Source organism: Bacillus sp. FJAT-27225 (genome assembly GCF_001685025.1).
GTDB lineage: Bacteria > Bacillota > Bacilli > Bacillales > Cytobacillaceae > Bacillus_D.
The window spans coordinates 779819-802995 of the sequence record NZ_MAYU01000012.1 but is presented as its reverse complement, the minus strand read 5'-3'; the positions used below and the strand labels follow the sequence as shown (position 1 = coordinate 802995).

Annotated in this window: 25 protein-coding genes; 15 read left to right on the top strand and 10 right to left on the bottom strand. The window is 42.4% G+C overall.

Annotated features, from left to right (window positions below; all coding sequences use genetic code 11):
• Nucleotides 1–173: 173 nt before the first annotated feature.
• From A8F94_RS11255 to A8F94_RS11245, 3 genes are all read right to left on the bottom strand, one after another.
• On the bottom strand, nt 174–722 hold the full coding sequence (locus A8F94_RS11255; protein WP_066200496.1) for an NADPH-dependent FMN reductase: 549 nt from the start codon (nt 720–722) through the stop codon (nt 174–176).
• 278 nt (nt 723–1000) lie between these two features.
• A complete protein-coding gene (locus tag A8F94_RS11250) occupies nt 1001–1456 on the bottom strand; it encodes a threonine/serine exporter family protein (protein WP_368072781.1) in 456 nt (151 codons plus the stop codon).
• 12 nt (nt 1457–1468) lie between these two features.
• Entirely contained in the window at nt 1469–2212 is a 744-nt protein-coding gene (locus tag A8F94_RS11245; RefSeq protein ID WP_066200493.1) for a threonine/serine exporter family protein, read from the bottom strand.
• Nucleotides 2213–2763: 551 nt separating this feature from the next.
• Here A8F94_RS11245 and A8F94_RS11240 point away from each other — a divergent pair.
• The 3 genes from A8F94_RS11240 to A8F94_RS11230 all read left to right on the top strand — a co-directional run bounded on the left by A8F94_RS11240 (nt 2764) and on the right by A8F94_RS11230 (nt 5519).
• Nucleotides 2764–4053: a GntP family permease gene (locus A8F94_RS11240; RefSeq protein ID WP_066199837.1), complete on the top strand. Its 1290-nt coding sequence runs from the start codon at nt 2764–2766 to the stop codon at nt 4051–4053.
• A 33-nt stretch (nt 4054–4086) separates the two neighbouring features.
• Nucleotides 4087–4863: a 3-hydroxybutyrate dehydrogenase gene (locus tag A8F94_RS11235; RefSeq protein ID WP_066199834.1), complete on the top strand. Its 777-nt coding sequence runs from the start codon at nt 4087–4089 to the stop codon at nt 4861–4863.
• Between the two features lie 263 nt (nt 4864–5126).
• On the top strand, nt 5127–5519 hold the full coding sequence (locus tag A8F94_RS11230; protein ID WP_066200489.1) for a DoxX family protein: 393 nt from the start codon (nt 5127–5129) through the stop codon (nt 5517–5519).
• Between the two features lie 325 nt (nt 5520–5844).
• Here the strand turns inward: A8F94_RS11230 and A8F94_RS11225 are convergent, their stop codons facing one another.
• Nucleotides 5845–6228 carry a YkvA family protein gene (locus A8F94_RS11225; RefSeq protein WP_066199831.1) on the bottom strand — a complete coding sequence of 128 codons (384 nt, stop codon included), beginning with the start codon at nt 6226–6228 and terminating at the stop codon, nt 5845–5847.
• 393 nt (nt 6229–6621) lie between these two features.
• Here A8F94_RS11225 and A8F94_RS11220 point away from each other — a divergent pair, with 393 nt between their 5' ends.
• The 7 genes from A8F94_RS11220 to mnhG are packed head-to-tail and all read left to right on the top strand — an operon-like array spanning nt 6622 to nt 12380.
• Complete coding sequence (locus A8F94_RS11220; RefSeq protein WP_066199829.1) at nt 6622–9024, top strand: Na+/H+ antiporter subunit A; 2403 nt, start codon at nt 6622–6624, stop codon at nt 9022–9024.
• Nucleotides 9021–9446 carry a Na(+)/H(+) antiporter subunit B gene (locus tag A8F94_RS11215; protein ID WP_066199826.1) on the top strand — a complete coding sequence of 142 codons (426 nt, stop codon included), beginning with the start codon at nt 9021–9023 and terminating at the stop codon, nt 9444–9446. The genes A8F94_RS11220 and A8F94_RS11215 overlap by 4 nt, the downstream gene beginning before the upstream one ends.
• Nucleotides 9446–9787, top strand: coding sequence for a Na(+)/H(+) antiporter subunit C (locus A8F94_RS11210; RefSeq protein WP_066199823.1), 342 nt, complete (start codon nt 9446–9448; stop codon nt 9785–9787). Before A8F94_RS11215 ends, A8F94_RS11210 begins: the two co-directional genes overlap by 1 nt.
• Nucleotides 9780–11267: a Na+/H+ antiporter subunit D gene (locus tag A8F94_RS11205; protein WP_066199822.1), complete on the top strand. Its 1488-nt coding sequence runs from the start codon at nt 9780–9782 to the stop codon at nt 11265–11267. The genes A8F94_RS11210 and A8F94_RS11205 overlap by 8 nt, the downstream gene beginning before the upstream one ends.
• 6 nt (nt 11268–11273) lie before the next feature.
• Nucleotides 11274–11750 (top strand): Na+/H+ antiporter subunit E, encoded by a 477-nt coding sequence (locus tag A8F94_RS11200; RefSeq protein ID WP_066199819.1) that lies wholly within the window; start codon nt 11274–11276, stop codon nt 11748–11750.
• On the top strand, nt 11750–12034 hold the full coding sequence (locus tag A8F94_RS11195; protein WP_066199817.1) for a Na(+)/H(+) antiporter subunit F1: 285 nt from the start codon (nt 11750–11752) through the stop codon (nt 12032–12034). Before A8F94_RS11200 ends, A8F94_RS11195 begins: the two co-directional genes overlap by 1 nt.
• Nucleotides 12018–12380, top strand: coding sequence for a monovalent cation/H(+) antiporter subunit G (gene mnhG, locus A8F94_RS11190; RefSeq protein WP_066199813.1), 363 nt, complete (start codon nt 12018–12020; stop codon nt 12378–12380). Before A8F94_RS11195 ends, mnhG begins: the two co-directional genes overlap by 17 nt.
• A 60-nt stretch (nt 12381–12440) precedes the next feature.
• On the opposite strand, the gene A8F94_RS11185 is transcribed toward mnhG, so the two are convergent.
• Nucleotides 12441–13124, bottom strand: a complete 684-nt coding sequence (locus A8F94_RS11185; RefSeq protein WP_066199811.1) for a DUF421 domain-containing protein — start codon at nt 13122–13124, stop codon at nt 12441–12443.
• A gap of 225 nt (nt 13125–13349) precedes the next feature.
• Entirely contained in the window at nt 13350–14048 is a 699-nt protein-coding gene (locus A8F94_RS11180) for an ankyrin repeat domain-containing protein (protein ID WP_066200486.1), read from the bottom strand.
• 414 nt (nt 14049–14462) lie between these two features.
• Between A8F94_RS11180 and hmpA the strand changes: the two genes are divergently transcribed.
• A complete protein-coding gene (gene hmpA, locus A8F94_RS11175; RefSeq protein ID WP_066199809.1) occupies nt 14463–15671 on the top strand; it encodes an NO-inducible flavohemoprotein in 1209 nt (402 codons plus the stop codon).
• Between the two features lie 797 nt (nt 15672–16468).
• On the opposite strand, the gene A8F94_RS11170 is transcribed toward hmpA, so the two are convergent.
• Complete coding sequence (locus A8F94_RS11170; RefSeq protein ID WP_066199806.1) at nt 16469–17353, bottom strand: sulfite exporter TauE/SafE family protein; 885 nt, start codon at nt 17351–17353, stop codon at nt 16469–16471.
• 170 nt (nt 17354–17523) lie between these two features.
• On the opposite strand from A8F94_RS11170, the gene A8F94_RS11165 reads away from it, so the two are divergent.
• The gene (locus A8F94_RS11165) at nt 17524–17940 is read left to right on the top strand and encodes an RrF2 family transcriptional regulator (protein ID WP_066199803.1); all 417 of its coding nucleotides are present in this window, start codon (nt 17524–17526) and stop codon (nt 17938–17940) included.
• Nucleotides 17941–18452: 512 nt separating this feature from the next.
• Here the strand turns inward: A8F94_RS11165 and A8F94_RS11160 are convergent.
• The 3 genes from A8F94_RS11160 to A8F94_RS11150 are packed head-to-tail and all read right to left on the bottom strand — an operon-like array spanning nt 18453 to nt 20302.
• Entirely contained in the window at nt 18453–18851 is a 399-nt protein-coding gene (locus A8F94_RS11160; protein ID WP_066199800.1) for a VOC family protein, read from the bottom strand.
• Nucleotides 18852–18864: 13 nt separating this feature from the next.
• Nucleotides 18865–19617, bottom strand: a complete 753-nt coding sequence (locus tag A8F94_RS11155) for a phosphosulfolactate synthase (RefSeq protein WP_066199797.1) — start codon at nt 19615–19617, stop codon at nt 18865–18867.
• Nucleotides 19544–20302, bottom strand: a complete 759-nt coding sequence (locus A8F94_RS11150; RefSeq protein WP_066199794.1) for a 2-phosphosulfolactate phosphatase — start codon at nt 20300–20302, stop codon at nt 19544–19546. The genes A8F94_RS11155 and A8F94_RS11150 overlap by 74 nt, the downstream gene beginning before the upstream one ends.
• Before the next feature lie 196 nt (nt 20303–20498).
• On the opposite strand from A8F94_RS11150, the gene A8F94_RS11145 reads away from it, so the two are divergent.
• Genes A8F94_RS11145 through cysC form a run of 3 tightly spaced genes read left to right on the top strand, consistent with a single transcriptional unit; the run spans nt 20499 to nt 22998 of the window.
• Nucleotides 20499–21233, top strand: coding sequence for a phosphoadenylyl-sulfate reductase (locus A8F94_RS11145; protein WP_441294187.1), 735 nt, complete (start codon nt 20499–20501; stop codon nt 21231–21233).
• Nucleotides 21234–21248: 15 nt separating this feature from the next.
• On the top strand, nt 21249–22412 hold the full coding sequence (gene sat / locus A8F94_RS11140) for a sulfate adenylyltransferase (protein ID WP_066199788.1): 1164 nt from the start codon (nt 21249–21251) through the stop codon (nt 22410–22412).
• Nucleotides 22405–22998: an adenylyl-sulfate kinase gene (gene cysC / locus A8F94_RS11135; protein ID WP_066199785.1), complete on the top strand. Its 594-nt coding sequence runs from the start codon at nt 22405–22407 to the stop codon at nt 22996–22998. Before sat ends, cysC begins: the two co-directional genes overlap by 8 nt.
• Nucleotides 22999–23177: the final 179 nt, after the last annotated feature.

Here is a 23177-nt window from a genome sequence, read left to right as displayed (position 1 = left end):
TATTCGGATTATTTGTCTATATTCCCTGGAAGCTTGCAGATATAAGAGAGATTACTTGTCATTTATTAGAAGGAAAAATGTAGAAAGAATATTTACCCCTATATTCTGCAAAAAAAAATAAAAGTTGGAGCTTTGGCAGATATGTTCTGCACAACACTCCAACTTTTTATACCTTATTGATACTTCTTGATTAATTCAACGAATTCATTAACGAAACCTTGTAGGAATTCTACTGTACCTTCATTCAGCTTACCATTTTCATCTAATAATTCATGTACGGAACCGATATATGCTTCTGGTTGTTGAACAACAGGCATATTTAAGAAAGTGAGTACTTGACGTAAGTGATGGTTGGAACCGAATCCAGCAAGCGCACCTGGAGATTGGCTAATGATTGCTGCAGGTTTTCCATTCCAAACACTTTCTCCATAAGGGCGAGATGCTACATCAAGTGCGTTCTTTAATGCAGCTGGGATAGAACGGTTATATTCAGGTGTTACAAATAATACCGCGTCTAATTCTTTAATCCTATTACGGAATTCAGTATATTCTGCAGGAGTTCCCAGGTCTCCTTCAAAGTCTTGGTTAAAAAGTGGCAGGTTGCCGATTTCAACAAACTCTGTTACATATCCTTCTGGGAATAAAGGTGCTACGTTATCAGCAACTTGTTTTGAAAAAGAATTTTTACGAAGACTACCAACGATAATACCAACTTTTGTCATACTATTCATCGCCATCCTTCTAACTTATTTTGAATTCAATATAATTATCTTTAATTAAAGGTAATTAGTCAAAAGAAATGCTTTAAATAAAATGTGAGATAGATCTACGGTAATTTCAATGGTTTAAAAGAATTGACCGAAGCTCTGTTGATCACTACTTAAATTAAAAATTGAGGATTATTTATTTGCGTTTGAGAGGGTAAGTTTAGAGATTAAATGGGGGAGTCCACTAATAAAGAGCCCAATTATTAGTAGGCTCTTTATTCCTTTTTCAATATTTACTTGTCAAATCCATTAAAATGAATTTTTTTTCTTATTTTTAAAATAATCATGATTGCTTCTGCCAGCACTAATCCGACAGCAATGGAACCTGCTGTCATAATGGCTTTTACGGAAAATTGAATTGCTAAGTTATAGTGATCTTCAACAAAGTTTCTTGTTGCCTCATAGGCTAAACCGCCAGGTACTAATGGAAGAATACCTGAAATACTAAATACAATAACAGGAGTCTTGTAAATCCTCGCAAATATTCGGCTAACAATGCCAATAGATAAAGCGGCAATTAATGTAGCTTGTACTGTATTGTAATCATGGTTCATTAATGAACTGTGTAAAAGTCTCCCTACCATTCCAACAACGCAGCATTGCAGGATATTCTTTACAGGTACATTAAATAGTACAGCAAAGGCCCCTGAAACAATAAAATTAGTCAAAAGCTGTATAATCATATCCATGTATTCCTCGATTTATTTAAATAGCGAAAAAACAACCGCTACACCAGCCCCAATGGCAAATGCAGTCAAGGCTGCCTCTGCACCTTTTGCTAATCCAGAAACAAGATGCCCTGCCATTAAATCTCTTACAGCGTTCGTAATCAGAAGGCCGGGTACTAGAGGCATAATACTTGCGACGATAATATTGGAAAGATCCTGTCCAAAACCTATGTGTCGGAAAAGATAGGACATTAAACCCACGATTAGAGCTGCTAAAAATTCTGTAAAAAATTTAATATCTACTATACGATCAATATAACTCACACAGAAATAACCTGTACCACCGGCCAGGAATGCCGAAAAAAAGTCATTCCACTCCCCATTAAACATGACGACGGAAAAGCCGCTTAAGATGGAAGCAGCGATGATCTTTACGTAGTTAGGATAGTTTAGGTTTTCTTTCTCGATTTTTCTTAAAGTAGAGTAGGCATCCTCTGCTGAGATTTCCCCGCTGCTTATCTTCCTGGATATACTATTTACGATAATAACTTTATATAAGTCCGTAGACCGTTTTGAGATTTGTGCTAATTTGGTTTCTTCAGTTCCACATATTGAAAATATAATTCCAGTCGGTGTCACATAACTGTTTGGGTTGTTTATCCCAAAAGCAGCTGCAATTCTCATCATTGTATCTTGAACTCGGTATGTCTCCGCTCCGCTTTCTAACATTATTTTTCCGGCAAGTAAACACAGCTCTCCTAATTCATCAGCGTTCATTCTTTTATCCAACTGTAACCCACTCCATTAAACATAAGGCTATTGTTATCTTCCAACTTATTTGGGATTATATACATTTAACGACATAAAGAATTTCTAGTTAAACACAGGCTTTTTACTATGGGCGGTAGGGAATGACAAAAGAGTCGGAAAAGCTTTTTAAAGAGGAAATCCAATAAAAGGCTGCTCGGCATTCTAGAACTGCTGACAATAATCTTAATTTCATTTTAGAATAGTAACAGGAGAAGAGGAATTTGTTGTTTGAATGATAGGGATAAGGGAATTGACTTATTGAAGGTATGTTTCTTTCCGGTAATTTAACTGATGAGTTATCTTAGAAACAATAAATCCCTATACAAAGATATCTCAATATGGAGATATATAGGTTAATAATTTTTCGTGTGATAATTTATCAATTGGAAATATTTTTAGGATTGCAATGTAAAGATTAAGTTTAAGGAAGCGATCTATCTATAGATTTTTTCAACTAAAAGCATTTGGCAAGAGGGATGGCAACAGGATAGATTTATACGAAACAGAGGTGATTTCCAGTGCTAAGTATTATTATTGGTTTGCTTTTGCTCGTAGGTTTAGCTTACCTTGGGTGGTCCATTATTTGGGTTGCACCGCTGGCTGCCGGGGTAGTAGCGCTTTTAAGCGGATTAAACGTTTTTGAAACGTATACAGTGACTTATATGGATGGCCTTGTTGATTTTGTTAAGAGCTGGTTCCCAATCTTCCTGTTGGGTGCCATTTTCGGAAAACTGATGGAAGAAACAGGGGCAGCAAGTGCAGTTGCTAAGAAAATAACTGGCCTCATTGGTGAAAAAAGAGCACTTCTTGGAGTGCTGATAGCCGCCGCTGTACTAACATACGGCGGGGTTAGTTTGTTTGTAGTAGTATTTGCGATTTATCCAATCGCTGTGGAATTGTTCCGGGAGGCTAATATCTCCAGAAGGTTGCTTGTTCCAACATTTGCACTTGGAGCGTTTACGTTTACCATGACGTCTATGCCTGGAACGCCGCAAATTCAAAACTTAATACCAATGGAATATTTTAATACCACTCCTACTGCAGGTCCTGTTATAGGGATTGTAACTTCACTTATTATGGCAATTGGCGGTTATCTCTGGCTTGCCCGCAGGCGGAAAAAACTAACTGCAAAAGGAGAAGTATTTACTGAACCTGCAAAGGGTCCGGAAGCTTCCGATGAGAAAGAAGAAAAAGAGATTCCGAACTGGATCATATCTTTAATTCCTTTGCTTATGGTAGTGATCCTTCTGAATATAGTCAAAATGGAAGCTTTGTATGCACTCTTAATAGGTGTATTGAGCATTATGGTTCTTAATTTAAAGAAACGCAAAAAGTTTATTTCTTCTATAAATGAAGGCGGCAAAGGCTCGGTCATGGCCATCTTGAATACAAGTGCCGCTGTCGGTTTTGGTGCAGTCATTGCAGCAGTACCTGCATTTGACAATATTACTACCTGGTTATTCAATCTTTCCGATAATCCATTAGTTGCCGAGTCTTTGGCTGTTCAAATTATGGCAATGATTACAGGTTCTGCTTCCGGTGGTATGGGAATTGCCCTTTCTACTCTGGGAGAATCTTTTTATCAATTATCGCAAACGACGGGAATTAGCCCAGAAGTCTTCCATAGGATGGCTGCGGTAGCATCAGGTGCATCCATTCTTCCAAACAACGGCGCGTTGCTAACGCTTCTCGCTGTAACTGGTTTGAGTCATAAGGAAACCTATAAGGATGTATTTATGGTTGCCTTGCTTATTCCGACAATAGCCATGATTGTTGGCATCATAATGGGCGCTATCGGATTGATTTAATAATTAATAGTGAATAGATGGAGGGGTTTTATTATGGTTGAAAACAAAGTTACGATTATTACTGGTTCTGCTAGAGGAATTGGATTTGAAATTGGAAAGCATTTTGCTGCGTCAGGTTCAAAGGTCGTTCTATCGGATATTAATGAAGAACAAGTAAAGGAATCTGCCGAATCTCTAAAAAAATTAGGCTATGAAGCTATTGGAATAAAAGCGGATGTAACAAGTGAGGAAGAACTGATTAATTTAGTCAATGTCGCCAAAGAAACATATGGCACTGTTGATATAGTCATTAACAATGCTGGGTTGCAGCATGTTTCACCAATTGAAGAATTCCCAACAGCCAAGTTTGAATTGATGCAAAAGATTATGCTTGTAGCACCTTTTATTCTTACTAAACATGTATTCCCTATTATGAAAGAACAAAAGTTTGGCAGGATTATTAATATAGCTTCAATTAACGGCTTGATTGGATTTGCGGGAAAAGCTGCATACAACAGCGCGAAGCATGGCGTAATTGGCCTGACAAAGGTAGCTGCACTGGAAGGTGCTGAACACGGCATTACTGTAAACGCAATTGCGCCAGGATATGTAGACACTCCACTTGTTCGCGGACAAATGGCTGACCTTGCAAAAACCAGGAATGTGCCTTTAGAAGATGTATTGGCAGAAGTTCTTTTGCCGCTGGTTCCTCAAAAGCGGCTACTTGATGTAGGCGAAATTGCTGATTATGCGTTGTTCCTTGCTAGTGATAAAGCAAAGAGTGTAACCGGACAAGCTGTCGTAATCGACGGTGGATATACAGCGCAATAAAAAGGTATATCTACACAAAACTCTGAAAGGCTGAAAGGAGGTAGTAACTCCTTTCAGCCTTTTTATAGTGAGGTGATTTATCCGAATCCGATTTATAGAGCTATTCTACTCCTATTCTATTGTGTTTTCAGATGAGGTCCTCATGCCAGAAGGAAATTGGTAATGTAAAGTTATTGTAAAATAACCTTACAATCTTGAATTAAAAATATATTAAACTATAATATATCAAGTGAAGATAAAATATTTAATTGGAGGTACATCTTATCTTAAACAAAAATGAAATTGGAACTTTAATCCTTCGTGTTGTGCTAGGCATCGTCTTTTTAGCACACGGCGTGTCTAAATTTCAGGGTGGAATAGAGAATACGGTAGGTTGGTTTGATAGTATTGGGATTCCAGGTTTTCTTGCTTATGTAGTAGCAGTCATTGAAGTGGCAGGAGGGATTGCGCTGATTCTTGGTATAGGGACCCGGATTGCTTCATTGCTTTTAGGCCTTATTATGATTGGTGCAATCTTTACGGTGAAATTGCCAGCTGGGTTCCTAGATGGCTATGCTTACGACCTTGTGTTATTAGCTCTGGCAGTGTATTTGGTCTTGAATGGCAGCAAGCTATTTTCTCTTGGCCAGCTGATGGGTAAGGGGAAGGAAGCATAGTATCCTAGCCAAAAGACCTTATACGTTCCTAGTTGGTAAATAATTTAGAGCTAATCAAGTCGATTAGCTCTTTTTTCTATAAAACCTTTCACATATTAATAAGATGAACTAAAGAATCTTAATATAATTGAAGCGGAAGGCGCGAAGACTCCTGTGGGAGCAGCGGGACAGGTGAGACCCCACAGCCGCTGGCGCCGAGGAGGCTCACCTCCCGCCCCACGGAAAGCGAAGCGCCTGGAGCGAAAATTAAATAGTTAAACTAAATAAGTTCATCTTATCTAGCTTTGGAAATTCATTAGTAAAATGGCGGAAATTGAATTTAGTTTTAATTTAGGAACTGATAAACTTTTATAAATACCCACACCATTACTCCAACCCAAAGTAGCACGATAATCGAGCCGGCAACCCAATTCTTCGGCTTACCATTCTTCATCAGCTGGTCTGCCTTACTTTCACAGTCAGACAACACCGCCTCCGGGATCATCCTTAAAGCAAACCATATCGCTATTGGAAGCAGAATCACCTCATCCAAATAACCTAGAATGGGAATGAAATCGGGTATTAAGTCAATCGGACTGAACGCGTATGCGACGATAACAGCAGTAAACACTTTCGCATACCAAGGCACTCTTTCATCTTTATAAGCAAAATACAAAATGAATATCTGCCGTTTTAACTGCTTCGCCCAAGCTTTAATCTTATTAAACATAGTATCTCCTCTTTTTAAAAAATCCTTTTCCGTTCCGAAGCGAGATTGCGCTTCTTGTATCTTTTCATTATATAGTACTAGAAAAGTGCCAGCACCTCTGTATTAAAAACCCGATGTTAAAAGCAAGTTAGTTGAACGCAATAAAAGAAAGTGGTACTCTAATGAGGGTTTACTAAATTCCGACTATTATAAAAATTTGTTTTCAATGGAGGAGTCTGTCACCGGGGGGAAAGTATGCCCTTTGGCGGCAGGCTTCTTTTTGTATCTTCAACTCTTTCGTTTTTGGGTAAAAAATAGACGGCGCCCTCTTCGCGTTTCCTTCACCTGGAGCCCAAAAACGGAAGTGAATTGTACATACTAAAACTACTAATCATGGATAGGAGGTTTTACCGTTTGTCTTACTTGCATTTGGCGATCGTTTCGCCGCTGTTATTTGCTATTTTCATTCCATTTTTCCATAACGGGTTTAGGCGCGTACATACAGGCTGGTTTGCTCTTCCACTGCCGATTTTGTTATTTATCTATTTTCTTTCCTTCCTGCCCGAAACGATGAGCCAAAAAACCGTCATGGCATCATTGGAATGGATTCCATCGTTAGGGATGAATTTCACGGCCAAGGTTGATGGGCTTGGCTTATTATTCGCGCTATTAATATCGGGGATCGGCGCTCTCGTAATACTCTACTCCATTTACTATTTGGCGAAAGATAAAGAGCGGCTCAATCACTTTTATGTTTACTTGTTACTGTTTATGGGAGCGATGCTTGGGGTTGTCTTATCGGACAACTTAATCGTCATGTATGCTTTCTGGGAACTGACCAGTTTTTCGTCGTTTCTGTTGATTGGTTATTGGTACGAACGGGAGAGGTCCCGATACGGTGCCCAGAAGTCGATGCTGATTACAGTGTTTGGCGGGCTGGCGATGCTTGGCGGGATTATCCTTCTTTATGTGATGACTGGCACATTCAGCATGACTGAAATCATCCTGTCAGCTAATCAGATTTTTAACCATGCACTGTTTATTCCCGCTTTACTTTGTATCTTGCTGGGCGCCTTTACAAAGTCGGCTCAATTTCCGTTTTACATCTGGCTTCCGGATGCAATGGAAGCACCAACGCCGGTTAGTGCCTATTTGCACTCAGCAACAATGGTGAAAGCCGGAATTTATCTTGTTGCACGCTTCACGCCGGTTTTTGGGGAATCAAGTGTGTGGTTCTTGCTTGTTGGCGGAGTTGGCCTGCTAACGTTGATTTGGGGTTCGTTTTTTGCAGTCAAACAAACCGATTTAAAAGCAATTCTTGCCTTCTCGACGGTAAGCCAGCTTGGTCTGATTATGTCCTTGCTTGGAGTTGGAGCAGCAGCGCTTCATTTCGAGGCGTTGGATGACAATATTTTTACTATCGCCATAATGGCGGCAATCTTCCATTTGATCAACCATGCCACCTTTAAAGGAAGCCTGTTTATGGCTGCGGGAATTGTTGACCATGAAACAGGCACGAGGGATATCCGCAACCTTGGCGGGCTCATACATCTTATGCCAATTACGTTTACAGTTTCGCTTATCGGGGCCTTCTCGATGGCCGGGATCCCGCCTTTTAACGGATTTTTAAGTAAAGAAATGTTCTTTACGGCCATGATTCAAGTTACAGAAATGAATATCTTTAATCTGGAAACCTGGGGAATTCTGTTTCCGGTCCTTGCCTGGATTGCCAGTATCTTTACGTTTGTTTACAGCATGATTTTTATTTTCAAAACATTCACAGGCAAATTCCAGCCGGAAAAACTGGCGAAAAAGCCTCATGAGGCACCAATCGGAATGCTGATTTCTCCGCTTATTCTTGTGTCTCTTGTGATTATATTCGGCTTTTTCCCAAACCTGCTGTCAAACAGCCTTATTGCACCTGCAATGGCAGCTATCCTTCCTAATTTATTGGGAGCAGGTGATGAATTTGATGTTCATATCTATTTCTGGCATGGGCCTAATTTGGAGCTGTTGATGACACTTGGCGTTATGGTGCTGGGGTATATCCTTTTTAAAACGTATCCGAAGTGGGGGAATATTTACAAACGTATTCCCGAAGGACTTTCCCTGAACCGATTATATGACGGTTTATTGAAAGGATCCCAAACAGGTTCGAACAAATTGATGAATAGGTATATGACTGGCTCCATCAGATCATATCTTCTTTATATCTTCGGATTCTTTATCATTCTTTTATTAGGGGTCCTCTTGAGAGAGAATGCATTTAAAGTTGATACAAGCAATGTTTCCGACATCGGTATTTATGAACTTGTGCTTGTTCTGTTTATCGCCGTTGGTTCTATTAGCATTTTATTTGTGAAGTCAAGGATGACGTCGATTATCCTTCTGGGTTCAGTTGGCTATACGGTTTCATTGTTTTATGTGCTGTTCAGGGCACCGGATTTGGCCCTGACTCAGCTGGTAATTGAAACGATCTCGGTCTCCCTGTTCCTGCTTTGTTTTTATCACCTGCCAAAACTCCGTAAGCTTGAAACGAGGATGAGATTCAGGCTGACCAACGCGGTCATTTCGATAGGGGTTGGGGCAGTTGTTACGGTGATTGCATTATCAGCGCATAGCAATAAGCTGTTTGATTCGATTTCGCAGTATTATGTTGAAAATACGTACGTTGAAGCAGCCGGGAAAAACATGGTCAATGTCATCCTCGTTGACTTCCGCGGCTTTGATACCCTTTTTGAAATAACCGTCCTTGCGATTGCCTCACTGGGGATTTTCGGTATGATCAAATTAAAGAATAGGGGGAAAGAAGGATGAGAAAAGTCAATAACATTATTCTTGAAACGTCCCTTAAAGTATTACTTTTTATCATCGCCCTCTATTCCGTTTATATTTTCACTGCGGGACATTACTACCCCGGAGGCGGCTTTATCGGAGGCCTGATGACATCGGGTGCGCTTGTTCTCCTGCTAATCACGTATGATATCGAAACGGTTGCAAAAATTTTGCCTGTGAATTATCGGTTCCTCACCGCAACTGGATTATTGATCGCCATTGCAACAAGTGCCGGGGCAATCTTGTTTAACGTGCCGTTTTTGACTCATGTTTTTACGGACGTTCAACTCCCGGTTCTTGGTGAGTTATCCCTCCATACTGCAACCTTGTTTGACCTCGGTGTTTATTTGGTTGTAATCGGTGTGACGATGACCATTATTCAAACAATAGGAGGGGATGAATAATGGAAATTTTAATGGCCTTTGTCATAGGGATTTTATTTATGACTGCTACCTATTTAATGCTGTCAAGAAGCTTGCTGCGGATTATCATTGGGACAGGCCTGCTCAGCCATGGTGCGCATTTGCTTATTTTAACGATGGGCGGCTTGAAGAGGGGAGCAGCTCCAATCCTAAGGGATGAAATTGACACCTATACCGATCCGCTCCCTCAGGCTCTAATTTTGACCGCCATTGTTATCTCTTTCGGAGTAACCGCCTTTTTCCTCGTTCTCGCCTATCGATCTTACAAGGAACTTGGCACCGATAATGTGGAAGAAATGAGAGGTACCAAGCCTAATGACTAACTTAATTGTTTTGCCGATCTTAATCCCTTTACTTACAGGGGCAATCTTAATCTTTTTTGGAAAAAATAAACTCGTTCAGCGCGTGCTGGCAACGTTGTCGGCTCTAGCGGGGATAATTGTTTCCTTCATTATTGTTCAAAAGGTCCGCACCGACGGGGTGCAATCACTCAACATTAGCAGCTGGGATGCACCGTTTGGGATTACGCTTGTTTCCGATATGCTATCGGCGCTGCTCGTGTTTACAACGAGTATCATCGCATTCGCATGCTTGCTATATTCGTTTAAATCCATAGGCGAAAATCGGGAAAATCATTACTATTATTCGGTTTTTAATTTTCTGCTGGTCGGGGTTAACGGAGCCTTTACAACCGGGGATATTTTCAACATGTTCGTCTTCTTTGAAGTGATGCTCATGTCTTCCTATGTGCTGCTGGTTCTAGGCGGGACGAAGATTCAATTAAGGGAGACCATTAAATATTTGCTCGTCAATATTATTTCTTCGGCCTTATTTGTCATCTCTGTTGCCTATTTGTATTCGGTCGTCGGGACGCTGAACATGGCTCATATCTCAACGCGGATCAATGAGATTAGCATAAACGGAATGCCGGGAATATTAACAGTCATTGCGGTCTTGTTTTTAATTGTATTCGGGCTGAAAGGCGCGATCTTCCCGCTTTACTTTTGGCTTCCTGGTTCCTATTACGCACCTCCGGCAGCCGTTCTGGCGCTGTTTGGGGCGCTGCTGACAAAAGTTGGCGTATATGCGATTACAAGGACCTATACGCTTTTCTTTTATCATGATGGCTTCGTTTTCCAGCTACTCGCCATTTTGGCTCTTTTATCGGTGATTGTAGGTGTAATTGGGGCCATAGCCTATTGGGATATAAAATATATTGTTATTTACAACATCATTGTCGCTGTCGGCGTAATTTTGTATGGCGTTTCTGTTATGAATCCTGCTGGCTTAACAGGTTCGGTCTACTACTTGATTCATGACATGATCATCAAAGCAGCTTTGTTTCTGATTGTTGGAATTGTGATTGCGATAACAGGGACAAGCAATCTGAGGAAAATCAGCGGACTGATCACGCGATACCCAGGACTTGGCTGGACATTGTTCCTTGCTGCTTTATCCTTGGCAGGCATTCCTCCGCTAAGCGGGTTCCTTGGTAAACTCCTGATTGTTCAGGGCGGGGTTGAGGGAGAAAGTTACATTGGGGCCGGCCTCGTCTTGCTGTCAAGCCTGCTTGTCCTCTTTTCAGTCATGAAAATTTTTATAAATGGCTTTTGGGGAAAGGCGCAGACATATGAAGGGGAAGAAAAGACTCCTGTTAAATGGCTTCTCATCTCTCCGGCCATCCTGGTTGTTTTATCCGCTATTTACGGTATAGGTTCAGAATCCTTCCTGCCGTATATTAACATGGCAGCTGAAACGTTAATGGACCCAAGTACCTATATTGAAGCTGTCTTAAAGGAGTGATTCAGGTTGTCCCTTCAAATTTTGTTAAATGTCGTATTGGCTTTATTATGGATGTTCATCAAGGTTTCGTATGGCCCGATTGATTTTATAAAGGGATATATATTTGGTTTGCTTGTCCTTTTTGTTCTGAGACGCTTTTTCGAGGGCCGCTTCTATCTGTTTAGAATATGGTCTTGGGTGAAGCTCACACTAATATTTTTCAAGGAGCTATTGTTATCCAATATTGCAATTATCAAGATTGTCCTTAAACCGAAATTGGATATGCGGCCAGGCATTTTTGCCCTCGAGACAGAGTTAACAAAAGACTGGCAAATCTTGCTCTTGTCCAGCCTAATTACCTTGACGCCTGGAACCCTCGTCATTTCCGTATCTGATGACAATAAAATTCTGTTTGTCCATGCGATGAATATAGGGGAAATTGAGGAAGAAATTCAAAGTATAAAAAATACGTTTGAGCGGGCAATTTTGGAGGTGAGCAGCTAATGCTTGAAGTTGTCATTTGGATAGCATTACTATGCTGTTCACTCTCGATGCTCGGACTCATCTACCGGGTCATTAAAGGGCCTTCAACAGCAGACCGGGTTATTGCCCTCGATTCGATTGGCGTCAATCTTATCGCGATAACCGCCTTGTTTTCAGTTGCCAACAAGTCGACTGCCTTTCTTGATATTATTCTTTTAATCGGGATTTTGGCGTTTATCGGAACGGTAGCCTTTGCAAAATATTTGGAAAGAGGGGAGATTATCGAAAATGAGCCTAATCGTTAATTTCCTAATCGCATTTTTCATTTTGGCAGGTGCGTTCCTTTGCCTGATTGCTGCGTTCGGCGTGATTCGGCTTCCGGATGTGTACACACGCAACCATGCCGCCTCGAAAGCGACGACTTTAGGAGTCATGTTCATATTAGTCGGAACGTTTATCTACTTCTATGCCTTCCTGGATCATTTTAATTCCAGGCTGATTCTCGGATTTGTGTTCCTGTTTATGACTTCACCTATTTCCGGCCACTTGATCAATCGCTCTGCCTACAACTCCGGGGTGAAGCTTTGGGACAAAAGTGTCCGCGATGATTTGAAGGCATATAACGAAGGAAGAGACAAAAGTCCGTTATAAGTGTAAAAAGGCATAGCCCATTCTAAGGTGCTATGCCCTTTTGTATTTTGTATGGCCGAGTTAGTTATCATAAAGGTCCACAGTTAATTTCCCGAATGAATCGACTTGTGCCAAAAAGACCTTTTCGACAGTTAATCCCCGCTTTTCCAGTTCCGCCTTGAGCCATAAGGGAGTCCGTTTTGCGGCAGCAAGGGAATCGTATGATATTTTCCCGTCCATGATAACCGTTTGAGTGACTTGTTGATTTGTAACATTAAGATTGAGGTCTTTTGGAGTTAACGGCTGGTTCTCTTTTTTAAGAAAAACATTTATATCACCAGTCGGCTCCAAAACGGCGTATTCTACCTCAGAAATGTTAAACACGTTTTTATTCCGAAGCAATGTGTTTAAGTCATCAATCGTATAAAGCTCCTTTTTTAAATTCTCCTCAAGGACATTTCCGTTTTCAATAAAGACAGTTGCTTTGCCTTCAGTAAAATCCCGGACCTTTTTATTTTTTAAAGAAATATAGTCAACAAGGTAAGTGATCGCAAAAAATATAAAAATGGCCACAATCCCATGCCATAAGTTTCTCTCAAGGCCCATAATGACTTCAGCTGCTATACTTCCAATTGTAATTCCGGACACATATTCAAAAAACGAAATTTGCGAGATTTGCTTCTTGCCCAATAATTTAGTCATCAAAAAGAGGGCAGCTAAAAATAAAAAAGAACGAAGCACTATATCAAACCAGTTGCTGTCCACGTGAACACCTCGAATTAGGATTAAAATCACCCTTGCGATGATTGTTACATATTGCATGAAAGAATAACGAATGAAAGCGCATCTGTAGGCAGAATCATAGTTTTTTCATTAGTTTGCCGCTTTGTGCATGAACTATTTATGGAAAATTAAGCAAGTGATGGAAGGCGGGCAAACATGGAGATAAAAGCAAAAAGCACAACCCTGCCCTTCGCAAGGTTGTGCTTCCTATTTTGCACCAGCATCCATTAAAATTTGTTCAATTGCTTTAAATCCTCTTTCGCGGGCATGCTGCAAAGGGGTAATGTTATTGCTGTCGGGGATATTTACATCGGCACCATGTTCAATTAACAGCTTAATGGTTTGTTGTTGTTTTTTACCGCCGTCGTTAAGTATGATGGCTTCGAGCAGGGCGGTCCAGCCCAGATTATTGACGTGGTTCACGTCAACGCGAGTCTTCGTAAGGAGTTCTTTTACCACTTCGACATATCCATGTTCCGAGGCAGGAATCAAGGCGGTTCCTCCGTAGCGGTTTGTAATAGCTGGATCAGCCCCAGCGTCAATCGTAAGGCGCAGGATATCAAGATAGCCCTCAGCTCCTGCATACAGGAATGGATTATTTTTCATATCATCCTGTTTATTGACGTCAGCTCCTGCTTCAATCAATACTCTTGCCGTGTCAACATCGTTATTATAAGTTGCAATCATAGTTGGAGTTTGTCCCTGTTCATTTTGCACGTTGATGTTGGCTCCCTCTTCAATCAGCCTCTCAACTGTTTCTGTATCCCCGCTTTCAGCAGCTTGAAGCAGCTGCCCATCTAGTTCCGTTGTCATGTGTTTCATTTTCTCCTCTGCCTGTTCGTTATTGTTCAAGGAGACACAGCCTTGAAGGAACAGGAGGCAGCATAACACAATTACCGCTCGCATTGCTATTGAAAAAAAGCTGTTGTCCATTACGAGTTTAGCTCTTTCCAAAGCGGAGAGGTATTGTTCTCCATCCTTCATGACGATAGCCCTGAACGGTTTGCCTGTTTTGTTCTTCGTCCTACGATAAACCAATTCAATGGCCATCTCCATGTTCTCCTGATGAGCCACTTTCAAACCACTCCTAATCCTATAGTCCATTCCCTGTTAATTAACCATGTACTATACCTTTTTACAAGTAATTGAGCTGATTGAGGTTTTCCGCCTCTATTTTGGAGAACAAAAGAGGTGCAAGTGGGGATTGTCGGGAAAATTATATAAATATATTAATGTGTGATTTACATCACTTCCTTCATGTGAAAATTGATATATTATCACTATGTAAATAGTAATAACTACATATAGGGAGTGCTTGTTTTGCTAGACCAAAAGACGATTGAAATCATTAAATCCACTGTCCCAGTTCTGGAAGTCCATGGGGAAGCGATCACCACTCGATTTTATCAAATGTTGTTCACAAATCATCCTGAATTACTGAATATCTTCAACCACACCAACCAAAAACAAAACCGACAGCAAAAGGCGCTTGCTGCAACGGTTTATGCAGCGGCAAAATATATTGATAATCTAGGCGCCATCATTCCAGTCGTAAAACAAATCGCCCATAAACATCGCAGCCTTGGTGTAAAGCCAGAACATTATCCTATTGTAGGAAAGCATCTTTTAATGGCAATCAAGGATGTACTTGGCGAAGCTGCCACCGACGAAATTATTAATGCCTGGGCTCAAGCGTATGGAGTGATTGCCGATGCATTCATCAGTGTTGAAGCAGAAATGTATGATGAAGCATCCAGCCAAAAAGGCGGATGGGACGGTTTCCGGAACTTTGTTGTAGCTCGCAAGGTAAAGGAAAGCGATGTGATCACTTCCTTCTATCTGAAACCCGAGGATCGAAAGGAAGTAGCCTCTCATCAGGCAGGCCAATATATTAGCGTCAAGCTTGAAATCGAAGGCGAGGAATATACCCATATCCGCCAATATAGCCTTTCTGATGCACCAGGAAACGATTATTACCGAATCAGCGTGAAGCGTGAAGAGGGTGCCGACAATCCAGAAGGTATCGTATCTAACTATTTGCATAGTCAGGTTAGTGAAGGTGACATCCTTCCTGTCAGTGCTCCGGCTGGAGATTTTGTCCTTAATACAGAGAAGGAAAACCCAGTCGTATTGCTAAGCGGCGGTGTTGGCCTAACTCCAATGATCAGCATGCTCAAAACCGTTGCGGCAGCTCAGCGTGAACGAAATGTAACCTTTATCCACGCGGCTCAAAATGGCAAGCTGCATGCGCTGAGAGATGAGGTGGAAGCTCTTGCTGAAAATGAAAACATCTCAACCTTCGTATTCTATGATTCACCAACTGAAGAAGACCGGATTGGGGAAAAGTTCGATGTTGAAGGCTATGTAACCCGAGAGTGGCTGGAAAAGAATGTCCCGGTCGACGAGGCGGACTTCTATTTCTGCGGACCAGTTCCGTTCATGAGAGCAATCAATAGCGCTTTGAAGGAAATGGGTGTAGGAGAAGACCGGATTCATTTTGAATTTTTCGGGCCAAAAGGCAACCTGTAAGCGAGAAACGTAAATTGCAGACGGTCCAAAGGTTATCCCCTTTGGACCGTTTTTAATTTTTACCTGAAAATTAACCTGCGCTTTTTAAATAAATTTCGCAGATTAATTGCCTCTTCATAATTACCCACAAGTAATCCACAAAATGCAGTTTTGTAAATTAATCGTCTCTTTAAAACCATGAGTAATCCACAAAAAGTGGTTTCATAGAGATAAATTGACCCTTCAATTACACACAATTAATCCACATAAACTTGGTTCAGTTGGTGATAGGGGACATTAACGATCCAAACATGCAGCCTGATAAGTTGATTAGGACAACTTTTTCAATATACAGGACAGATTTTTACATATACAGGACATTTCCCGGATTATTCAGGACATTTCCCAAACTTTTTAGGGCAGATTTTCAGATATTCAGGACAAACTAGGTCCGCCAGCAGGTTAATTACCGTAAAGAAATCAGAAATTAGGATGACTTGAAAGCCCATTTTAAATCTCATTCTCCGATCACCTGTGCAGCTCCTAATTTCGATTCTGTTAATCATTTACACTATTGGTCCGTAGATAAATCGCCCCTTCAAAATCCACATCTAATCCACAAAAAGTTGGTTCGTAGATTAATAGCCTCTTCGATACCCACAATTAATCCACAAAAGCTGGATTCGTAGATTAATCTCCTCTTTATAATCCACAATTGATCCACAAAAGGAGGTTTCGTAGATTAATTGCTCCTTCAAAACCCACAATTAATCCACAAAAAGTGAGTTACGCAATTAATTGCCCCAGCTAACCCTTATTTACTCCAAGCTTGCTGTCCCGGCAACTCCCTGCCGTAACTTATAAACCACGAATCCTATTGCTGTGGCCCATAGGATGGCAAGGCTACCGTAAGTGAACAGGCTGATTGTCTGGGATGCACCGAGTGCTCCAAGCAAGGTTCTGATGTTGGTCAAAATGATGATCCCCCCGACAAGTGTGCCCAAAAGGTTCGTCGGAATGATTTTCACAAGCCAGGCCGCAATCGGCGCTGCAATTAATCCGCCAATCATTAAAGCAATCACCCATTGAACGTTCACCTGAGACCATCCAAGTGTCAGGAGGAAACCAATTGTTGAAGAGACGGCTATTGCAAATTCGCTCGTATCAACCGAACCAATAACTTTTCGCGGCTCCATCTTGCTGCTGGTCAGCAAAACCGGTGTAGCGATTGGGCCCCAGCCTCCGCCGCCGGTTGCATCAAAAAAACCAGCGATAAAGCCGAGCGGGACAAAGAACTTTTTGCCTCTCTTTTTAACAGAAGGCTTGTTCACATTGGAAAATTTGAACAAGAACCTGTAGATAACGAAGACGCCCAACAAAAGAAGGAACACAGAAACATAAGGTTTTATGATATCACCTGGGATGCTTCCGAGAAAAATGGCCCCGAGAAAGGCCCCGATTGACCCAGGAATGATTAGTTTGTTAACAACTTGTTTATCGACATTTCCAAACCGGATGTGCGAAACACCGGATGCAGCTGTCGTGACCACCTCTGCCATATGGACAGAAGCAGATGCCACGGCAGGAGCAATTCCAAACATGAGCAGCAATGATGTTGAAGTAACCCCATACGCCATGCCTAGGGAACCATCAACCAGCTGTGCTGCCAGGCCAATCAATGCAAGAATAATAAGCCTCCTCAATAATATCTCTCCTTTTTTCAAAAATCATGAATAGACTAGTTAGAGATGATTGTTTTGGGATTGTCGACTAATCTACTCAAGTTTGTAACCTACAATATGCGCGGACAAAAATGAGGGTTCGTTATTCGAATCAGAATGGGATAAATGCCTATATAAAAGGAGGGGGAGCAATGAGGCTATCGAGCAGGGGAGAGTATGCTCTACGCGCGCTTATTTGCCTTGGAAGCAACGATAGCAAGTTAGTCTCGATCAGTGAAATATCAGAAAAAACCCTCGTCCCGATCAATTATTTGGAGCAGTTGCTGCTGCAGCTGAAACGAAACGGTTACGTTCAAAGCAAGCGCGGCGTGAACGGGGGATATAAACTTAGCAGAAACTCTGAGGATATTATCATTGGCGAGGTTATCCGTAATCTGGAGGGCCCCTTGGCTCCAATGGGGTGTGTCAGCATAACATCCTATGAGAGCTGCCCACTCGAAGCTGGCTGCATGCTGAAGCCGTTATGGGCCTTGGTGAGAGATACGGTTGCGCAATTATTGGACCATACAACACTGAAGGATTTGCTGGAGGGAAGGGTTTATAGCTAACAATATCCGACACCGTTAAAATAGCTAGCAATGGAATACAAGCAGCCAATTCGAATGGCTGCTTTTTTATATAACAAACAGAATATTCTAATGTTCCTTGTTGAAGGTCTTTTATAAAGTGGATGAATGACAACACAGGGTTAGGGAGAGTGCTAGTTGTTAATCATAAAGCGATTGAATGACAGCACAGGGTTAGGAAGAGTGCAAGTTGTTAATCATAAAGCGATTGAATGACAGCACAGGGTTAGGAAGAGTGCAAGTTGTTAATCATAAAGCGATTGAATGACAACACGGGGTTAGGGAGAGTGCTAGTTGTTAATCATAAAGCGATTGAATGACAACACAGGGTTAGGAAGAGGGCAAGTTGTAAATCATAAAGCGATTGAATGGCAACTCAAGTTAAAAAGAGAGCGAGTTGTCATTCATACAACCATGGGCCGGTGTGATCGGGAATTTTCTTCTAAAAAATAAAAAAACCGGTCAGCTCCGAAAAGCTAAACCGGCATCACCCTTTAATAAATCATCCCATCATCATGGTAATACTTGAACTCGAGCAGATTGTTCGCAGGGTCAACCAGGAAAAATGTCACATGCTCTTCTCGCTTGCCTGCAAACCGAACCATTAGCTCCTGGAAAAACGGAAGCTCGTTTTTCTGCGCGTGATCGAGAGCCTGATTGAATTCGTCCCGGTCTACAAAGGTAATCCCGAAATGGCGGGGATACATTTTTGGAGCAAGGTCAATTTTGTCAGGATTCAAATGGCAGACAACCTGGTCGCCAAAGAAGTCGAACGTGACCCGGTCATGATACCTCCTCGCCAGCCGGCATCCGAGCTTTTCGTAAAAGTCGACGGTTTCATCAAGGTCCTTGCATGGAATTGCTAGGTGGAAAACCTTATTTGTATCTCTCATGTTCTTAACTCCTTTATATGAAAAATGTATCTGAGCGCAGCCCGAGGCGCAGTGTTTCCAGGGCGATTGCATCGGAAAACGGAATATTGGCCAGGTTTACATTCGGTCCGGCAAGCAGGATGAACGACGTTTGCATTTTTTTATTCGGTGCTTCAAAGATCATCTTATCCAACGCCAACCCGGATTCGATGATTTCGTCGATAATATCCAAGCGCATTTCCCCGCTTGCATGGCAGATGCCGCTTGTGCCGCTTTCTCTCGCCTCGGTAATCACTTTGGAGGCGCCTGCTTCAAAATCCTCAAGGATAAACTCCAGCCATTCGGACGAGTCAGCCTCCACACTGCTGTCCTTGCTGCCTACTTCACTGAAAACGTGGAATTCCTTTGAAAAATCAGCAATATATGCAGCCTTTTTCTTATTGGAAATCGGCAGTGTTCCGTTTGAGATTTCAATGTATTTGCAGTTATATTTTTTGCAGTAAGAATAGTAGTCGTCGAGTTTGCTTTGGCTAAGGAATTTTTCAAAAAGAGTTCCGCCAAAGAAATAGTCGACTTCATTTTCGATCAAGCATGAAATCTTTCCTTCAAGGCTATGCGTGACAACGGATGTGCCCCAGCCAAACTTCACAAAATCAACAAAGCCCGCAGAGCTCTTGATTGTATCCTTAAAAAGAGCTTCTGGAATGCCGTTATCAATTAAAATCGTTAACCCTCTGCTTCTCGGTTTCATTTCCCGAACCGGCAGCTCCAACCCGGTGTAGTTCATGTTCATTCACCCTCACTATTCGCGGCAGTCCTCTTGTACAATCCACATACATCACAAAATCACTTGCCAGTTCTTTCACGCAAAAAGAGATATCTTCCTCATCAAATTCACGCATGGCAGGTTCAAAAAACTTTTCAGCCTGCTTACAGCCCTTGATGCGCTCAACCACAACCTCACTCCTCGCACTTTCATCGCCAAGCAGGATTGCTTTTATATACTCGGCACACGCGAGGTCATCGTCGCCTTCTGGGTGGGAGGCAATGATATTAACAATCGAATCTGGCCCGCACAATTCACGGACAACTTGAGCGGTTTTTTTCGCGTTGGAGTAGCCTGTCACAAACACTGCCTCCGCATCAAGTGCATTAAGAGTCGCCCGTACTCCATTCGTCGTTTTTTGGACAAGTGTCTTTCCTGCCACATTTGCCTCTGACATCTTTTTCGGCGAATTGTCAAAATCGAAGCCTTCAATGGGCAGCCCGCCTATTTCGCCAGCAAGAAGATAATCCGGATTGGTTCTTTTTAAACGAAACGCTTCATCTGTAGTTCCAACCAGGAGTATTTCCTTTGCTCCGCGCTCGAACGCATAATGAGCGACCGTGAACGCCCGGATCACATCGATGACAATGTTGGCAGTTGAATGTGGCAGGTCAGGACTGTGGCCTTGAAAAATATTCACCTTCATCTGGTTATCTCCTATGGGGTTCAAATCTCTCCAAAAGTATATGCCCAGACCGGAAATGGGTACCTAATCCACTTTAAATTTGAAATAGGCTTTTACCATCCGAACACTTTATGTGAAAACTGAATAACCTGTACGTAGGTTTTAACCCATATCGGCAAAGTACCCCGGTACATTGAAAGATTGAGAGGGGATGGAGATGGCAGTTTTAACATATGAAACATGGGAGGAAGAGAAGGCCAGTACCATGCTTAGGAACAATGCGGATACGATGGAGGTCCTGAAATGGGCATTTAAGGAATATGGAGACCGCCTCGTCTATGCCTGCAGCTTTGGTGCGGAAGGAATTGTCCTGCTTGACCTCATTTCAAAGGTGAACAAACATGCACAAATCCTGTTTCTGGACACAGATCTTCATTTTAAGGAAACCTATGAGCTGATTGATTCGGTGAAAAAGAGGTATCCCGGATTTACCATCAATATGGTGAAACCTGATCTCACTTTGAGCGGGCAGGAAGCCATTCATGGGAAAGAGCTGTGGAAGTGCAATCCAAACCTCTGCTGTAAAATCAGGAAGGTTGAACCGCTTGCCCGGGAGCTTTCCGAAGTGGACGCCTGGATATCAGGGCTTAGAAGGGAACAGTCCGAAACCCGGAAACATGTTCAATTCATAAACAAAGACGATAATTTTAAAAACATAAAGATATGCCCGTTAATTCATTGGACTTGGGAGGATATTTGGACGTATATCGAGCTCAACAAGCTTCCTTATAATCCTTTGCATGATAAAAACTACCCATCGATCGGCTGCGAGCCATGCACATTGCCTGTAGAAGAAGGCGGGGATATGCGCTCAGGCCGCTGGGCGTTTGCACAGAAGACCGAATGCGGGCTGCATAGTGCCAATGCGAACAAGTTAAGCCGACTCGACTAGTTAGGAGGAAGTTACATGATCCAGCCCCATGGGGGAGTATTAGTGAATCTTGTGAACGAGGAATATCCCATCCCGAAACATTCGATGGCAATCGAACTGGATGCGATGGCCCTTAGCGACCTGGAGCTGCTGGCAATTGGCGCCTATAGCCCGCTTAATGGGTTTTTGGGCAAAAGAGATTACCAGTCAGTTGTTGAACATATGCGCCTTGAGGATGGAACTGTCTGGAGCATCCCGATTACATTAGCCGTTTCAAAAGCGGTAGCCAAACAATTGGGGCCGGCTGATACGGTCAGGCTCGAGAAGAATGGTGTTGTTTACGGAGTCATGTGGATTGCTGACAAGTTTATTCCCGATAAGAAAAAGGAAGCAAGGCTTGTCTACAAAACAGATGATATGGAGCATCCAGGAGTCAAAAAATTGTTTGAAAGAGGAGACGTTTATATCGGCGGCCCGGTTGTCATGATCAGGAGGCCAGAGAACCCATATCCTCAAGAAAACCGCGAACCGAAGGAAACCCGTGAGCTTTTTAGAAAAAATGGCTGGAAAACCGTTGTTGGCTTTCAAACAAGGAACCCGATTCACCGGGCACATGAATACTTGCAAAAATGCGCGCTTGAAACAGTTGATGCACTTTTCCTGCACCCACTTGTCGGAGAGACGAAGGCGGACGATGTACCGGGCGATATCAGGATGAAAAGCTACAAGGCGCTGATTGAAAAATATTATCCGAAGGACAGGGTGCTGCTTTCCGTTTTTCCTGCCGCAATGCGTTATGCAGGCCCGCGTGAGGCAATTTTTCACGCACTGATCCGAAAAAATTATGGCTGTACCCATTTCATTGTTGGCCGCGACCATGCCGGAGTCGGCAATTATTACGGGACCTACGATGCCCAGAAGATTTTTTCCGAATTTAAAAAAGAGGAAATTGGCATCCAAACTTTATTCTTTGAAAATAGCTATTTTTGTAAAGTATGCGGCAATATGGCATCTGTCAAAACATGCCCACATGGCAAGGAACATCACGTTTCCTTGTCAGGAACAAAAGTAAGGGCAATGCTCAATAATGGGGAAGCCCCTCCAAAGGAATACAGCCGCCCGGAAGTTGCCGAGATATTGATTGAGGGGATGCAGAAGCAGGTGGGCTCTCTTCAGGAGTCGGTGGCTAAACATGACTGAGCACATTGTCTGGCATCCGACTGTTATTTCAAAGGAAGACCGCCGTTTATTGAACGGCCATAAAAGCTTCGTTCTCTGGTTTACCGGGCTATCCGGCTCAGGCAAGTCAACGCTCGCCAATGAAGTAGACCGCAAGCTGCATGCACTGGGCGTGAGAAGCTATGTCCTTGATGGTGACAATATCCGCCATGGCCTCAATCGCGGTCTGGGATTCAGCAAGGAAGATCGGATCGAGAACATCCGCCGGATTGGCGAGGTTTCCAAGCTGTTTGTCGATAGCGGCCAGATTGTGCTGACCGCATTTATTTCACCATTCCGTGAAGACCGGGAAAGGGTAAGAGCATTGTTTGAGCCAGGTGAATTCATTGAAGTCTGGGTGCAATGCCCGCTTGAGGTATGTGAAAAAAGGGACGTCAAAGGTTTATACCGCAAAGCCCGGAAAGGTGAAATCCGCGAATTCACCGGAATCAGCTCTCCTTATGAAACGCCGCTTTCGCCGGAACTGGTTATTGATACATCGGAGAGTGGCGTTGTGGACTCAGCAGAGCGGGTCATTGAATATCTGCAGAATAGAAGATTGATATGATAAAAACTTGAGGGGAAATTGATATGAGTTTAGGGGACTAAATAGCAGCCTATTTAGTCTTTTTTTATTGCGTATAGCTTGGGCTTGAGAGTGTATATTTTTGTATTACAAAACTATTAAGAGAGTTTACTATTCTCTCTTATCCCACCAACGATTAAAAGGGCTCCCAATAAAAAGAA

Coding starts and splice junctions, on each gene's coding strand:
- A8F94_RS11150 (WP_066199794.1), bottom strand. CDS start 20,302: ATGAAGGTGAATATTTTTCAAGGCCACAGTCCTGACCTGCCACATTCA.
- A8F94_RS11235 (WP_066199834.1), top strand. CDS start 4,087: ATGGTTGAAAACAAAGTTACGATTATTACTGGTTCTGCTAGAGGAATT.
- sat (WP_066199788.1), top strand. CDS start 21,249: ATGATCCAGCCCCATGGGGGAGTATTAGTGAATCTTGTGAACGAGGAA.
- A8F94_RS11215 (WP_066199826.1), top strand. CDS start 9,021: ATGAGAAAAGTCAATAACATTATTCTTGAAACGTCCCTTAAAGTATTA.
- A8F94_RS11250 (WP_368072781.1), bottom strand. CDS start 1,456: ATGGATATGATTATACAGCTTTTGACTAATTTTATTGTTTCAGGGGCC.
- A8F94_RS11225 (WP_066199831.1), bottom strand. CDS start 6,228: ATGTTTAATAAGATTAAAGCTTGGGCGAAGCAGTTAAAACGGCAGATA.
- A8F94_RS11160 (WP_066199800.1), bottom strand. CDS start 18,851: ATGAGAGATACAAATAAGGTTTTCCACCTAGCAATTCCATGCAAGGAC.
- A8F94_RS11145 (WP_441294187.1), top strand. CDS start 20,499: ATGGCAGTTTTAACATATGAAACATGGGAGGAAGAGAAGGCCAGTACC.
- cysC (WP_066199785.1), top strand. CDS start 22,405: ATGACTGAGCACATTGTCTGGCATCCGACTGTTATTTCAAAGGAAGAC.
- mnhG (WP_066199813.1), top strand. CDS start 12,018: ATGAGCCTAATCGTTAATTTCCTAATCGCATTTTTCATTTTGGCAGGT.
- A8F94_RS11155 (WP_066199797.1), bottom strand. CDS start 19,617: ATGAACTACACCGGGTTGGAGCTGCCGGTTCGGGAAATGAAACCGAGA.
- A8F94_RS11195 (WP_066199817.1), top strand. CDS start 11,750: ATGCTTGAAGTTGTCATTTGGATAGCATTACTATGCTGTTCACTCTCG.
- A8F94_RS11255 (WP_066200496.1), bottom strand. CDS start 722: ATGACAAAAGTTGGTATTATCGTTGGTAGTCTTCGTAAAAATTCTTTT.
- A8F94_RS11210 (WP_066199823.1), top strand. CDS start 9,446: ATGGAAATTTTAATGGCCTTTGTCATAGGGATTTTATTTATGACTGCT.
- A8F94_RS11180 (WP_066200486.1), bottom strand. CDS start 14,048: ATGCGAGCGGTAATTGTGTTATGCTGCCTCCTGTTCCTTCAAGGCTGT.
- A8F94_RS11205 (WP_066199822.1), top strand. CDS start 9,780: ATGACTAACTTAATTGTTTTGCCGATCTTAATCCCTTTACTTACAGGG.
- A8F94_RS11165 (WP_066199803.1), top strand. CDS start 17,524: ATGAGGCTATCGAGCAGGGGAGAGTATGCTCTACGCGCGCTTATTTGC.
- A8F94_RS11245 (WP_066200493.1), bottom strand. CDS start 2,212: ATGAACGCTGATGAATTAGGAGAGCTGTGTTTACTTGCCGGAAAAATA.